Consider the following 15138-nt stretch of genomic DNA (forward strand, 5'->3'; position numbering starts at 1 on the left):
TCAGCGTGATATATGCGCAAAATCAGGCCACTTCCCGCAGCGTAAGCTTATCCAGATGCAGGCCAACCTGATGGCCCGCCGCATGCAGATCCGCCACCGAACGGTTGAGGACATCGACAAAAAGCTCAACCTCACGCGCTTTTACGCGGTAACGGATGACGTTTCCCAGCAGGCTGTGGCTGAGGATTTCAGCCGGGATCCCCTGTTCCGGGGCGCAGAAGGCCACCGATTCTGGACGCAACGCCACCTGGCTGCTGAAGGTCTCGCCGGTCAGGCGCGAAGCCTGTTCGGCACTCAGCAGGTTATAGTTACCAATAAAACCGGCGGCAAACAGATTTACCGGCTGGGTGTAGAGCGATTCGGCGTTGCCATTCTGCACAATTTTGCCTTTGTTCATCAGCACGATGCGGTCAGAAAGCGTCAGCGCCTCTTCCTGATCGTGGGTGACAAACAGGGTGGTGAGATTGAGCTCTTTCTGGATGCGGCGGATCTGGTCGCGCAGATGGCGACGAATGCGCGCATCCAGCGCGGACAGCGGTTCATCCAGCAGCAACAGGCGCGGCCGGGTCACTAACGAACGGGCCAGCGCGACACGCTGACATTGCCCCCCGGAAAGCTGATGCGGATAGCGTTTGGCGTAGTCATTCAGCTCCACCAATTCCAGCACTTCACCGACCCGACGCTGAATCTCGGCGGGGGTGCATTTCTGCATTTTCAGGCCAAAGGCGACGTTGCGTTCGACGGTCATATTCGGGAACAACGCATAGCTCTGGAACACCATGCCAATCGAGCGTTTTTGCGGGGTCAGCGGCACGATGTCCTGGCCCTGAAGCAGAATTTGCCCGCTGTCGACCGAGGTCAGGCCGGCCAGACAACGCAGCAGCGTCGATTTACCGCAGCCGCTTGGGCCCAAGAGGGTAACAAACTCTCCTTCGCTGGCGGTGAAATCAATGTCCTGAAAAATCGTCGTCGGTCCGTAGCTCTTGTTCAGTTGCGTGACGTGTAAATAAGACATCTTCAGCCTCTCTCGCGGTTCAGGGCATTCGCCAGCCAGGTCACCAGCAGCACAACAAAGAAATAGGAGATCACCAGCGCACTGCTGAAGTGACCGCTGGCATTGCGCACGTTGTAGAGGTAGACCTGCAACGTTTCATAGCGAGTGCCGACCAGCATGTTGGCAAAGACGAATTCGCCAATCAAAAATGAGAAAGAGAGCAGCACGGCAATCAGCGCGCCTTTGCGCAGGTTCGGCAGAACCACCAGCAGGGCCGCCTGCCAGGTGCTGGCACCCAGCAGATTGGCAGCATCAATCAGCTCGCGCATATTGATCGCCTGCATGTTGTTGGAAATCGCCCGGTAGATAAACGGCAGCGCGATAGTGAAGTAACAGCCGATCAGGATCCACGGCGTGCCGGTCAACATCAGCGGCGGTTCGGAATAGAGCTGCAGCAAGCCGACCGACGAAACCACCGGCGGCACCGCAAACGGCATCAGGATCAGAATGTTCATCACCGCATCGAGTTTCGGGAAGTAGTAGGCGATCACAAACATCGTCGGCAACACCAGCACCAGCGAGAAGATCAGCGCACCGAAGCAGATCAGCAGCGAATGCCCCAGCGCCACCAGGAAGCGCGGATCGCTCCACAGCTGGATCATCCATTTAAAGGTCAAGCCATCCGGCAGGATGGTTGCGCCCCAGCTGGTCGCCAGCGCATAAAACAGCGTCGCCACCAGCGGCAATGCCAGGATCAGGAACACCAGCCAGACAACGATCCGGTGCCAGACAGTTTCCAGTTTCGACATGAATCGCCTCCGTTAACGCGCGTTATGGTAGCTGCGACGCACCAGCCACTGATGAACCACGGTGATCACCGACATCAGCGCTACCAGCACCATCGCCAGCGCACTGCCCATATTCGGATCGAGCGAGATATCGCCCGAAACCAGTGCTGCTATGCGCACCGGGATCACGTTAAAGTTTCCGGTGGTCAGGGCATAAATGGTGGCGTAAGCGCCGAGGGCATTCGCCAGCAGGATCACAAAGGTGCCGAGCAGCGCCGGCGTCAGGATCGGCAATCCGATATGCAGCCAGTAACGCATGCGGCTGGCGCCGAGCAACGCGGCGGACTCTTCCCAGTCCTTCTTCAGCCCGTCAAAGGCGGGATACAGCAGCAGCAGCCCCAGCGGGATTTGGAACCAGGTGTAAACCACGATCAGGCCGTCGGTAGAGTAGAGTTTGAATCCCTCCAGCAGGCCATATTTGCGCATCAGCAGCGTCAGGCAGCCGTTCAGACCCAGCAGGATCACAAAGGCAAACGCCAGCGGCACCCCGGCGAAGTTACTGGTCATATTGGTAAACGACATAAAGAAGCGGTGCAGCTTGCCGCTGCCCAACTGATGCAGGGAATAGCCGCCCACCAGCGCGATCAGCAAGCCATACACGCTCGACCAGATCGAAATATCCAGCGAGAAGCGGATTGCCTGCTGATAAAAGGTCGAGGTGAAAATATCGCGGTAATTTCCCCAGCCCCAGGCTTCGTTCATCTCGCTGTAGAAGCTGTTAATCGCGATCCACACTAACGGCGCGATCTGAAAAGCGATATAGAACAGCGCGAAGGGCAGCAGGCACAGCAGCGCTATTCCTTTGCCTTTCATCATGCGTTCTCCTGGGTGTTCAGCAGCTCCGGGCATACCGGCTTATCGTGATCGATGCCCAGGATGTCGCACAGCGTGCCGCACAGTTCGGTCTGCAACGGCGCGGCGTCTTTCTGTAACGAGAAGGCGCTGCCGAAGACAAACAGCGGCACCTGCGTTTCTTCCGGCAGGATCCCGCCGTGGCTGCGGTCGTCATTCATGCCGTGATCGGCGGTGACCACCACCTGATAGCCTTCCTCCAGCCAGCCCGGCATCCAGTGCGACAGATAGCCATCGGCCATGCGGGCGCGGTTGCGGTATTGCGCCGTGGAGAGGCCAAACTTATGTCCGGCATCGTCGATGTTCATCGGGTGGATCAGCAGGAAGTCAGGGTTGAAGCGCAGGCGCAGGCTTTCCGCATCCTCGAACAGGTGTGAGTCCGGATAGCCGTCGTCAGAGTAAAAGTGGCCGTACTGAATCGGCAACGAGGCATCTTCAGTGTGGCGATCGCGGGCGGCCTGCCACGGGGAGCGATTGTAGAGTTCGCTGACCCAGTGATAGGCCGCGGCCGCCGTTGTCAGCCCGGCATCGCGCGCATAATGGAAAATACTGCGCTCTTTGCTCAGACGGCTGACACCGTTGTGAATAATGCCGCTTTTCACCGGTGGCACGCCGGTGAGGATGCATTCGTACAAAGGACGTGAGAGCGACGGAAGCTCGCAGGTCATCTGGTAGAACTGCCCGTTCCCCTGCGCGCATTCCGCAAACAGATACCCCATGGCATGTTGCGCCACTTCATAACTCAGGCCGTCCAGCACTACCAGAATCGTTTTCATCCCGAATCCTTATTGCTTCATGTTAACAATGACGTTTTCCTGCCACAGACGCGGCAGCATTTTTGATGCTTTATCCCAGGCTTCAGGATCGGCAATCGGGTGCGCATTTTTGTACTCCGTGTTAGGCAGCAATTTCGCCTGCACATCCGCTGGCAGCGTCAGATGCTCTGCACGGATTGGACGGGCATAGCCACGTGCCAGGTTGATCTGACCGGCATCGGAGAAGATATATTCGCGCGTCAGCTTGGCGGCGTTCGGGTGCTTAGCGTATTTATTGATGATGGTGGTGTAGCCAGAAGTGATTGAGCCGTCAGACGGGATAACCACTTCGAACTTGCTCTTATCAATCTGATCGCGGTAGTTCAGGCCATTAAAGTCCCAGACCACGGCAACCTGGATTTCACCCTTCTCAATGTTGGCAATCACCGGATCGGTCACGCCCAGACGGCCTTCTTTCGCCAGGTCACTGAAGAAGCTCAACGCCGGCTTCAGATCTTTCTCGCTACCGCCCATTGCATAGGCGGCTGCCAGCACGCCGTTCGCTGCCTGCGCCGCAACGCCAACGTCACCAATGGTCACAACGTATTTGCCTTTTTTCAGGTCAGCCCAGCTGTGCGGGATGTCTTTAACCTGATCTTTGTTGACGATAAAGGCGATGGTGCCGGTATAGGCCAGCGCCCAGTTACCCTCTTTGTCTTTTGCCCAGGCAGGAACCTGATCCCAGGTGCTGGGTTTGTAGGGTTGCGCCAGGCCTTTCTGCACGGCAACCGGGCCGAACGCGGCGCCGACGTCTCCGATATCGGCGGTGGCATTGCTCTTTTCAGCGGCAAATTTCGCCAGTTCCTGAGCAGAGGACATGTCGGTATCGCTGTGCTTGATACCGTATTTGCTGCTGATATCGGCCCAGGTGCCTTTCCAGTTAGCCCAGCTGTCAGGCATACCGACACTGTTCACCTGACCTTCCGCTTTCGCGGCTTTCTCCAGTGCAGCAAGGTCGGACTCGGCGGCGTGGGCGGCCGGAAGGGCAAGGAAGATGGCGCTGGCTAACACAGATGCGAACAAAGATTTCATAACTGCTGCTCCAGATGATAAGTTGAGTGGCCTTCTGGACTAGTCCAGCAAGATCCGAGCCAATCTAGCCTGGCGATATGACAGTTTTATGTCAGGGCCTTGTGGGCTGTGGACTAGTCCAACATCTCTGATAGCATTGGAATGAAGGAACTGCGCGAAGATTGTTCTGTTTATGTGCAGCTTCGCACCAAATTGAGGCTTTGATGTGATGAAAGCGTTAACTGTAGATGTCATTTGCCAGACGCTGGCCGCGCGCATCGCCAGCGGTGATTTTGCGGCCAGCGGACGCCTGCCGTCGGAGCGTAGTCTGAGCGAGCAGTTCTCCACCACACGCATCACCCTGCGCGAGGCGCTGGGCCAGTTAGAGTTTCAGGGAATGATTTACCGTGAACTGCGCCGCGGCTGGTTTATCGCGCCTCCCCGGCTGGCTTACGATCCGCTGCTGCGCAGCCACTTCCATGCGATGGCTGAGCAACAGGGCCGAAAAGCCCAAACGGAGGTGCTGGATGCGCAACGCGTCCAGGCCAGCACCGGACTGGCCCGGCAGCTGGGCATGAACGAAGGCGAGGAGGTGTATCGCATCCAGCGGCTGCGGCGGATTGATGGCCGCGCGGTGCTGTACGTCGAGCACTACCTGAATCCGCAGTATTTCCCTGAGCTGCTGAGCTTTGATCTCACCCGTTCGTTGACCCACCTGTATCAGGAAGAGTACGGCATCAATTACGGCCGCGTGGGTTTCACCATGTTACCCGCGCCATTGCCAACCTTTGCCGCACCGGCGCTGAAAGTGGCATCAGGCAGTCCCGCGCTGTTTATCACCCGCGTTAACCGCGATCAGCACGATCGCATCATCGACTGTGACTACGAATACTGGCGCTATGACGCACTATATATTGACGTACAGGTCAGAGAAGCAGAGCAAACCAGCCGACAGCCGGCTTGCCCTGAAGAGGAAGGTTAGTCTGCGTCGTAGCCTAAATTCGGTGCCAGCCAGCGTTCAACGTCGCTGACCGCCATGCCTTTACGGCGGGCGTAGTCTTCAATCTGATCGCGCTGCAACTGGGCCACCGCGAAGTACTTGCTGTCCGGATGGCTGAAGTACCAGCCTGATACCGCCGCGCCTGGCCACATGGCGAAGGATTCGGTCAGCTTCATCCCGGTGTGCTTCTCCACGTCCAGTAGCTTCCAGATAGTCTCTTTCTCGGTGTGTTCCGGGCAGGCCGGATAACCCGGCGCCGGACGGATGCCCTGATAGTTCTCGCGGATCAGCTCTTCATTACTCAGGTTTTCCGTGGCGGCAAAGCCCCAAATCACCTTACGCACCCGCTCATGCAGGTATTCAGCAAACCCTTCGGCCAGACGGTCTGACAGAGCCTTTACCATTATTTTGTTGTAGTCATCATGTTGCGCATCAAACGCGTCGGCCAGCGCATCTTCTTCCAGCCCGCCGGTGACGGCAAAGGCACCCAGGTAATCGGCCTTACCGCTGGACTTCGGCGCGACAAAATCGGCGAGGCAATAGTTCGGGAAGCCCGTCTTTTCTGTCTGCTGACGTAAGTGATGACTCACTTGCAAAACATGGCTGCGCGACTCGTCCTCATAGATTTCAATATCGTCATCCACGCGGTTAGCCGGGAAAATCCCCACCACGCCACGCGGAGTCAGGGATTTTTTCGCGCTCAGGTCATCCAGCATCGCGTTGGCATCCGCTAACAGGCGTCTGGCCTCTTCACCGACCACGTCATCTTCTAAAATGCGCGGATATTTACCCGCCAGCGACCAGGTCATAAAGAATGGCGTCCAGTCGATGTAATGTCGCAGGGTTTCGATGTTAGCACTTACTTCGCTTACACCCAGCCTGTGGGCTACGGGTGGCGTGTAGGTTGCCCAGTCAAAAGGCAGATCGTTGTCCCTGGCAACCTGCAGGCTGACCGGCGGTGTCCGCGGCTTCTTGCGCCCATGCTGAATACGCACCGTGTCGTACTCTTTACGCGTGCGGGCAACAAAGTCATCGCGCTGGGCCGCGGACAACAAGGCCGAGACCACGCCAACGGTACGCGAGGCGTTTTGCACATAGACAACCGGACCACTGTAATTCTGTTCGATTTTCACCGCGGTATGCGCTTTGGAGGTGGTCGCCCCACCGATCAGCAGCGGCACGGTAAAACCCTGACGCTCCATCTCTTTCGCCACGTTGACCATTTCATCCAGCGAGGGGGTGATCAACCCGGACAGGCCGATGATATCCGCGTTGTGTTCGCGGGCGGTTTTAAGGATTTTATCGCTTGGCACCATCACGCCCAGGTCGATGATTTCATAGTTATTACACTGCAAAACCACGCCGACAATGTTTTTGCCGATGTCATGCACATCGCCCTTCACCGTCGCCAGCACGATTTTACCGTTGGTGCTGCCCTTCTCTTTGCTGGCTTCGATATAGGGTTCGAGATAGGCCACCGCCTGCTTCATCACGCGCGCCGATTTCACCACCTGCGGCAGGAACATTTTGCCTTCGCCAAACAGGTCGCCGACCACGTTCATCCCGGCCATTAACGGCCCTTCAATCACTTCGATCGGGCGGCTGGCATTCTGGCGGGCGGCTTCGGTATCTTCTTCAATAAATTCGGTAATGCCCTTAACCAGCGAGTACTCAAGGCGTTTTTCAACTTCCCAGTTACGCCATTCGGCCTGCGGTTTGGTGCTGCCTTCGTCGGATTTGGTGCCACGGTATTTTTCGGCAATCTCCAGCAGACGCTCGGTTCCCTGATCGGTGCGGTTAAGCACCACGTCTTCCACCGCATGACGCAGGTCGTCGTCCAGATCGTCGTAAATCGCCAGCTGACCGGCGTTAACGATGCCCATATCCATACCGTTACGGATGGCGTAATACAGGAACACCGCGTGGATGGCTTCACGCACCGGTTCGTTGCCGCGGAAGGAGAAGGAAACGTTCGAGACGCCGCCGGAAATCATCGCGTGCGGCAGCTCGCGCTTGATGTCTTCACAAGCGCCAATAAAGTCCATGGCGTAGTTGTTATGCTCTTCAATCCCGGTCGCTACCGCGAAGATATTTGGGTCGAAAATGATGTCTTCTGGCGGGAAACCGACCTCTTCGGTCAGGATCGTGTAGGCCCGACGGCAGATCTCGATTTTACGTTCGCGGGTGTCCGCCTGACCGATTTCGTCAAAGGCCATCACCACCATCGCGGCACCATAACGGCGCACCAGCCTGGCGTGATGCTTAAAGGCGTCGACGCCCTCTTTCATCGAGATCGAGTTAACGATGCCCTTGCCCTGGATGCACTGCAGGCCTTTTTCAATCACCTCCCATTTTGAGGAGTCGATCATGATCGGCACGCGGGCAATATCCGGCTCGCCGGCGATCAGATTGAGGAAGCGCACCATCGCCGCCTCCGCATCCAGCATCCCTTCGTCCATATTGATATCAATAATCTGCGCGCCGCTTTGTACCTGCTGCAGCGCAACTTCCAGCGCTTCGTTATATTTATCTTCTTTAATTAGACGCTTGAATTTGGCTGAGCCGGTGACGTTAGTGCGTTCGCCGACGTTCACAAACAGCGAGTCGGCGCTGATGGTCAGCGGCTCAAGGCCCGCCAGGCGACAGGCGACCGGCAACTCAGGCAGCGCACGCGGCGCAACGCCTTCAATCACTTTCGCCATTGCCGCAATATGCTCAGGCGTGGTGCCACAGCAGCCGCCGACAATGTTCAGGAAGCCAGACTGCGCCCATTCGCCGATCTGCTCCGCCATGATCTTTGCATCCAGATCGTATTCACCGAAGGCATTCGGTAAACCGGCGTTAGGATGGGCGGTGACGTAGCCTTCGGCTATGCGCGAAAGTTCGGCCACGTACTGACGCAGCTCGTCCGGACCCAGCGCACAGTTCAGGCCAAAGGAGAGCGGCTTCGCATGACGCAGTGAGTTATAGAAGGCTTCCGTCGTCTGGCCAGACAGCGTACGGCCGGACGCATCGGTAATGGTGCCGGAAATCATCAGCGGCAGCGTAATGCCCAGCGCTTCAAATTCGCTTTCTACGGCAAAGATGGCGGCTTTGGCATTCAGGGTGTCGAAAACGGTTTCGATCATGATGATGTCGCAACCGCCTTCAACCAGCGCGCGGGTGGATTCGCGGTAGGCGTCCACCAGCTGATTGAAGGTCACGTTGCGGAAAGCCGGATCGTTGACGTCTGGCGATATTGAGCAGGTGCGGTTGGTCGGGCCGAGCACGCCCGCCACGTAGCGCGGGCGATCCGGCGTGCGCGCGGTCCATTCATCGGCGGCGGCGCGTGCCAGTTTGGCGGCAGCAAAGTTTATTTCTGCCGACAGCGACGCCATATGGTAATCCGCCATGGCGATGGTGGTGGAGTTGAAGGTGTTGGTTTCCAGAATATCGGCACCCGCTTCCAGATAAGCGTGGTGGATCTCGCTGATAATGTCCGGGCGGGTCAGCACCAGCAGGTCATTGTTTCCTTTAAGATCGCTTTGCCAGTCGGCAAAACGCTGACCGCGAAAATCGGCCTCGTCCAGCTTATAACTCTGGATCATGGTGCCCATACCGCCATCAAGCAGCATGATACGTTTTGCCAGCTGCTGCCGCAGTGCTTCAATTCTGTTGCTCACTCTCGCCCCTTCAACTCTACCCACTGGCAACACGGCCAGCTGAACATACTGGCACAACTTTTGAGCGGGTAAAAGAAATCGACGCTGAGACATTTTCAGGCAAAGTGCTAACACCTCCGACCAGTAAAGCTCACGTTGCATTATTAACCAATAAAACGAAAATGATTTCCACATGGTGAAAATTAAGGAGTCAGATATGGCGACCCCCGTCGTGGTTAAACGCGGTAAAAAACCCCGCGCGGCTGCTGCTCAGCCCGCCCAACCAGCCGGACAGGTTCAGTCACTGACCCGTGGCCTGAAGCTTTTGGAATTTATCGCTGATTCGCACGGCAGCGTGGCGTTAACCGAGCTGGCACAGCAGGCTGGCTTGCCCAATTCCACCACGCACCGCCTGCTGACCACCATGCAGCAGCAGGGCTTTGTTCGCCAGGTGGGCGATCTGGGATTGTGGACCATCGGTGCGCATGCCTTTGTGGTGGGCAGCAGCTTTTTACAGAGCCGCAATCTGCTGGCGCTGGTCCATCCGATGCTGCGCCAGCTGATGGAAGACTCCGGCGAAACCGTCAATCTGGCGGTGCTGGACCTGAGCGATCGCCAGGCGGTGATTATTGACCAGGTGCAGTGTACGCAGCTGATGCGGATGTCCGCGCCGATTGGCGGCAAGTTGCCGATGCACGCTTCCGGCGCGGGCAAAGCGTTCCTCGCCAATCTGAATGATGCGCAGGTCAGCGAGCTGCTGCACCGTCAGGGCTTACATTACTACACGCCAAAAACCCTGATGTCGCCGCACAGCTTAAAAGAGAACCTCGCGCAGGTACGCAAAGTGGGCTTCTCCTTCGATGATGAAGAACATGCGCTGGGCCTGCGCTGCGTGGCGGCCTGCATTTATGACGAGCACCACGAACCGTTTGCCGCAATTTCGATTTCAGGCCCGATTTCCAGAGTGACCGATGACCGGGTGACCGAGCTGGGTGCGCTGGTGATAAAAGCCGCGAAAGAGATCACCCGCGAATACGGCGGCGCGCGCTAAGTAAAATTTGAACCAGATCACAATTACCGCCGATTCCCCGCTGTTCTGATTGCGTCCTCAGCGCATTCCCCCAACAATGCTAAGGAAAGATGTTACCGGTAACAACGCCAGCGAACGTCGTGCCTTTGCAATTTTGGAGCTGAGCTATGAGCAATCAACACCACAGAATTTACGTCATCATGGGGGTTTCCGGCAGCGGAAAATCCGCCGTGGCGGCAAGCGTCGCCCGCCAGCTCTCTGCAGGCATGCTGGATGGCGATTTCCTGCATCCCCGCGATAACATTCAGAAAATGGCCTCAGGCGAAGCGTTAAATGACGGCGACCGCGCGCCGTGGCTGACGGCGCTAAACAATGCCGCCTTTGCCATGCAACGCACCAATAGCGTGTCGATTATCGTCTGCTCCGCGCTGAAAAAGCAGTATCGCGACCGTCTGCGCGCCGGTAACAGCAACCTGTCGTTTGTCTATCTGCATGGCGATTTCCCGGTGATTGAAGCGCGCCTGGCCGCCCGCAGCGGGCATTTCTTCAAAACCCAGATGCTGGTCAGTCAGTTTGCCGCGCTGGAACAGCCGGGCGTCGAAGAGAGTGACGTCAAAATCATCGACATCAATCAGCCGCTGGAGCAGGTGATTGCCGCCACGGTTGAGCATATCCAGCTCTTCCAGCCACAGGAAGCCTGCGCATGAACAGCGTTCACCCCGCCATTGCCCGCGTCACACAGCGCATTATCGATCGCTCGGCTGCTACCCGCACCGCCTATCTGAAGCGTATCGACGCTGCCCGATCCAAAACCGTGCAGCGTGCCAAGCTGGCCTGCGGCAACCTTGCCCATGGCTTTGCCACCTGCCAGCCAGACGATAAGGCCTCGCTGAAAAATATGGTGCGCAGCAATATCGCCATCATTACCGCCTACAACGATATGCTCTCGGCCCACCAGCCTTACGAGGTCTACCCGGATAAAATTCGTCGCGCCCTGAATCAGGTCGGTGCCGTGGGTCAGGTGGCGGGCGGCGTGCCCGCGATGTGCGACGGCGTGACGCAAGGTCAGGACGGTATGGAGCTGTCGCTGATGAGCCGCGATATCATCGCCATGTCTTCAGCGGTCGGCCTGTCGCACAATATGTTTGATGGCGCGCTGTTTCTCGGTATTTGCGACAAAATCATACCCGGTCTGGTGATGTCCGCCCTGTCGTTTGGTCATCTTCCGGCGCTATTCATTCCCGCCGGCCCAATGAGCAGCGGGCTGCCCAATAAAGAAAAGGTCCGCGTTCGCCAGCTGTATGCCGAAGGAAAAGCCGATCGCCATGCGCTGCTGGAAGCGGAAGCCGCCTCCTATCACGGCATTGGCACCTGCACCTTCTACGGCACCGCGAACACCAACCAGATGGTGATGGAGGTGATGGGTATGCATCTGCCAGGTTCATCATTTATCCATCCTGATACGCCACTGCGCGATGCGCTGACCGATGCCGCGGCTCGCCAGGTCACCCGTCTGACCGAGATGTCCGGCAACTATCTGCCATTAGGCAAACTGGTTGATGAAAAAGTGGTGGTGAACGGGATTGTGGCGCTGCTGGCGACCGGGGGATCCACTAACCTGACCATGCATATGGTGGCAATGGCCCGCGCGGCGGGAATACAGATTAACTGGGATGATTTCTCCGACCTTTCCGAAGCTATTCCGCTGCTTTGCCGAATCTATCCCAATGGCCCGGCCGACATTAATCAGTTCCAGGCCTCCGGCGGCGTGGCGCTGCTGGTGCGGGAACTGCTCGCGCACGGCCTGCTGCATGAAGATGTGCATACCGTGGCCGGTTTTGGCTTGCAGCGTTATACCCAGGAGCCGTGGCTGGAAAACGGCCAGTTGGCATGGCGGGATGGCCCGGAAGTTTCACTTGATGACAAGGTGATTGCCAGGGTTGCGCAGCCTTTCGAGCAGCATGGCGGCACCAAGGTGCTGCAGGGAAATCTGGGCCGCGCAGTGATGAAAACCTCTGCCGTGCCGGCGGATAACCAGATCATTACCGCACCTGCGGTGGTGTTTGAAAGCCAGCACGACGTGCTACCCGCCTTCGAAGCCGGTGATCTAAACCAAGATTGTGTGGTGGTGGTGCGTTTCCAGGGCCCACAGGCCAACGGCATGCCGGAGCTGCATAAGCTGATGCCACCGCTCGGCGTATTGATGGATCGCGGCTTTAAGGTGGCGCTGGTCACCGATGGTCGCTTATCTGGCGCATCTGGCAAGGTCCCTTCCGCCATCCATGTGACGCCTGAAGCCTACACCGGCGGGCTGCTGGCGAAAGTGCAAAACGGGGACATCATTCGGGTCAATGGCCGCACCGGCGAGCTGGAACTGCAGGTTGATCCGCAGGTTCTGCATGACCGAATTGCTTATCAGCCTGATTTAAGCGCTGAACATATCGGCTCCGGGCGCGAATTATTTGGCGCGTTGCGTAGTCAGCTTTCCGGTGCCGAACAGGGCGCCTGCTGCATTAAATTTTAACGGAGAACATCATAATGAATAACTGGAAAACCAGTGCAGAGCAGATCCTGACCTCAGGCCCGGTGGTCCCGGTCATCGTGATCAATAAGCTGGAGCACGCGGTGCCGCTGGCTAAAGCGTTAGTGGCGGGCGGTGTTCGCGTGCTGGAAGTGACGCTGCGCACCCCCTGCGCCCTTGACGCCATCCGCGCCATTGCCAAAGACGTCCCTGATGCCATTATTGGGGCCGGCACGGTGATTAACCCGCAGCAACTTCGCGACGTGACCGAAGCCGGCGCGCAGTTCGCGATCAGCCCAGGCCTGACCGAGGATCTTCTAAACGCCGCAAATGCCGGTACGATCCCGCTGATCCCTGGGATCAGCACCGTATCCGAGTTGATGCTGGGAATGGATCATGGCCTGCGTGAGTTTAAGTTTTTCCCGGCGGAAGCCAACGGCGGCGTGAAAGCGTTGCAGGCCATCGCCGGTCCATTCCCTCAGGTTCGCTTCTGCCCGACTGGCGGTATTTCACCGGCGAATTACCGCGACTATCTGGCGCTTAACAGCGTGCATTGCATCGGCGGCTCCTGGCTGGTGCCGAATGACGCGTTGGAAAGTGGCGATTACGATCGCATTACCTCGCTGGCACGTGAAGCGGTAGCAGGCGCCTCCGCCTGATCCTCGCGCAGAGCCTGGCTTTCGGTCAGGCTCTGCGGATAGCGCTGGCAGAAGCGCTGTCGGCGGCGATAGGCAAAAACATCCTCAATATGCCCTTCCGCAATACGCTGCTGCAGGTTTTGCCAGAACGCAGCGGTAAATAATTCCCCATGCATCTCATCAAATAGCCGCGCAATCGCCGGATCGGCACAGAGATAGTGGCGAAACTCTTCCGGGAATACATCTTCAGGTGACACGCTGTACCAGGGTTCATGGCTTAGCTCATCCTCCGGAAAGCGCGGCGCGGGGATCTGCCGGAAATTCACCTCGGTCATGTAGCTGATCTCGTCGTAATCATAAAACACCACCCGACCGTGACGGGTGACGCCAAAGTTCTTGAAGAGCATATCGCCGGGGAAAATATTGGCGGCGGCCAGCTGTTTAACCGCATTGCCATACTCTTCAATCGCTTCCCGCCGTTGCTGCACATCCGCCTGTTCCAGCCAAAGATTCAGCGGCGTCATTTTGCGTTCCAGGTACAAATGGCTGATCACCAGCTTGTTGCCCTGCAGCTGCAATTTTTCCGGGATCTCCTGCTGCAACGCCTGTAACAGCGCGGGGCTGATACGCGCCTTGTCGACGGCGAAGTTTTCAAACTCCTGCGTATCCGCCATGCGCCCAACGCGGTCGTGTTCCTTAACCAGCTGATAGCACGCGCGGACGCGCGCCGGCGTCACCTCCTTTTGTGGCGCAAAGCGATCTTTGATCACCTTAAACACCCGGTCATACCCTGGCAACGTGAACACCAGCATCACCAGTCCCCGCACGCCAGGCGCAATGATAAATTCTTCTGTCGTCGCGCGCATATACTGCAAATACTCGCGGTAACACTCGGTTTTGCCATGCTTCTGGCAACCGATCGCCATATACAGCTCGGCGGTGGTTTTTCCCGGCAGGATTTCACGCAGCCACTCCACCAGCGCGGCCGGTAGCGGCGCGTAAACCATAAAATAGGCGCGGGCAAAACCGAACACGATGCTGGCTTCGCGTTTGCGCGTCAGACAGGTATCAATAAACAATTCACCCCGATCGCTGCGGTGGATCGGCAACAGAAAGGCATAGACCCCCGACACCAGATGCAGTTTTGCCACCAGCCAGGCGGCTTTATTGCGGTAGAACAGCTCGTTGGCCACTTCAAGCGATGCGCCAGCCAGCTGCTGCGCGCTGAAGTTTTCCTGCAGATGAGCGATCACAAAACCGATATCCCGCTGGCAGTCCTGCCACGGCAGGCGTAACGGCAAATCGTGCAGTACCCGGCTCAGTAATGCCTGCCAGTCACCGTGCGCGTGGAAGGTTTTCGCTAACGGACGCGGAAGGGTGCGAAAGCGCCTCTGCGGCTGTGAGCTGAAGATAAACAGCCGCTCGGGCGTCAGCAGTTGATGCCCAAACAGACGGCAATAGACGGAATTAAAGAAGCTTTCAGCGATTTCAAAACGGGGATAGTCGGGCAGCAGGCCAGTGTAAATCGCCTTCACCCGCAACAGAAAAGCGGCGTCATTCACCTGCTCCCCGGTAATGCAGCGCAATTGCTCCACCACCAGACCCACATGGCGATCGTACAGATTGATACGGGCTTTCATTGCCGCCTGTACCGCAGGCCAGTCGGCCTGTTCAAAACGGTGCTGGGCCCCGGCAGTCACTTCCAGAAACCGGCCATACTGCGCATCAAACCCCTGCAGGATGGTGTGTGCAATCAGCGTTTCTCGTTGCGTCATGGGGCCCCCGTTG

General features: G+C 57.5%; 12 protein-coding genes. 5 read left to right on the top strand and 7 right to left on the bottom strand.

The features are described 5' to 3' along the window. Positions 1-22: 22 nt before the first annotated feature. Genes AC1UKS_RS20760 through AC1UKS_RS20780 form a run of 5 tightly spaced genes read right to left on the bottom strand, consistent with a single transcriptional unit; the run spans position 23 to position 4541 of the window. Positions 23-1015: an ABC transporter ATP-binding protein gene (locus AC1UKS_RS20760; protein ID WP_265911626.1), complete on the bottom strand. Its 993-nt coding sequence runs from the start codon at positions 1013-1015 to the stop codon at positions 23-25. Between the two features lie 2 nt (positions 1016-1017). After that, entirely contained in the window at positions 1018-1803 is a 786-nt protein-coding gene (locus tag AC1UKS_RS20765) for an ABC transporter permease (protein WP_482435092.1), read from the bottom strand. Between the two features lie 12 nt (positions 1804-1815). Continuing rightward, positions 1816-2655 carry an ABC transporter permease gene (locus AC1UKS_RS20770; protein ID WP_482437065.1) on the bottom strand — a complete coding sequence of 280 codons (840 nt, stop codon included), beginning with the start codon at positions 2653-2655 and terminating at the stop codon, positions 1816-1818. Next, positions 2655-3470 (bottom strand): alkaline phosphatase family protein, encoded by an 816-nt coding sequence (locus tag AC1UKS_RS20775; RefSeq protein WP_482435093.1) that lies wholly within the window; start codon positions 3468-3470, stop codon positions 2655-2657. The genes AC1UKS_RS20770 and AC1UKS_RS20775 overlap by 1 nt, the downstream gene beginning before the upstream one ends. Before the next feature lie 9 nt (positions 3471-3479). After that, the gene (locus tag AC1UKS_RS20780; RefSeq protein WP_482435095.1) at positions 3480-4541 is read right to left on the bottom strand and encodes an ABC transporter substrate-binding protein; all 1062 of its coding nucleotides are present in this window, start codon (positions 4539-4541) and stop codon (positions 3480-3482) included. A 208-nt stretch (positions 4542-4749) separates the two neighbouring features. On the opposite strand from AC1UKS_RS20780, the gene AC1UKS_RS20785 reads away from it, so the two are divergent. Next, positions 4750-5502, top strand: coding sequence for a UTRA domain-containing protein (locus AC1UKS_RS20785; RefSeq protein WP_265911628.1), 753 nt, complete (start codon positions 4750-4752; stop codon positions 5500-5502). Here AC1UKS_RS20785 and metH read toward each other — a convergent pair. Next, positions 5499-9134 (bottom strand): methionine synthase, encoded by a 3636-nt coding sequence (gene metH / locus AC1UKS_RS20790; protein ID WP_482437067.1) that lies wholly within the window; start codon positions 9132-9134, stop codon positions 5499-5501. The two genes, AC1UKS_RS20785 and metH, sit on opposite strands and share 4 nt — an antisense overlap. Positions 9135-9378: 244 nt before the next feature. On the opposite strand from metH, the gene iclR reads away from it, so the two are divergent. The 4 genes from iclR to AC1UKS_RS20810 all read left to right on the top strand — a co-directional run bounded on the left by iclR (position 9379) and on the right by AC1UKS_RS20810 (position 13371). Next, on the top strand, positions 9379-10212 hold the full coding sequence (gene iclR / locus AC1UKS_RS20795) for a glyoxylate bypass operon transcriptional repressor IclR (protein WP_482435097.1): 834 nt from the start codon (positions 9379-9381) through the stop codon (positions 10210-10212). Positions 10213-10358: 146 nt separating this feature from the next. Then, positions 10359-10898, top strand: a complete 540-nt coding sequence (gntK, locus tag AC1UKS_RS20800; RefSeq protein ID WP_013200324.1) for a gluconokinase — start codon at positions 10359-10361, stop codon at positions 10896-10898. After that, positions 10895-12715: a phosphogluconate dehydratase gene (gene edd / locus AC1UKS_RS20805; protein ID WP_482435100.1), complete on the top strand. Its 1821-nt coding sequence runs from the start codon at positions 10895-10897 to the stop codon at positions 12713-12715. The genes gntK and edd overlap by 4 nt, the downstream gene beginning before the upstream one ends. 14 nt (positions 12716-12729) lie before the next feature. Beyond that, positions 12730-13371, top strand: coding sequence for a bifunctional 4-hydroxy-2-oxoglutarate aldolase/2-dehydro-3-deoxy-phosphogluconate aldolase (locus tag AC1UKS_RS20810; protein WP_482435102.1), 642 nt, complete (start codon positions 12730-12732; stop codon positions 13369-13371). Here AC1UKS_RS20810 and aceK read toward each other — a convergent pair. Continuing rightward, on the bottom strand, positions 13317-15125 hold the full coding sequence (aceK, locus tag AC1UKS_RS20815) for a bifunctional isocitrate dehydrogenase kinase/phosphatase (RefSeq protein ID WP_482435103.1): 1809 nt from the start codon (positions 15123-15125) through the stop codon (positions 13317-13319). The genes AC1UKS_RS20810 and aceK overlap by 55 nt on opposite strands. Positions 15126-15138: the final 13 nt, after the last annotated feature.

Source organism: Erwinia sp. AK-PDG3-5 (genome assembly GCF_056821705.1).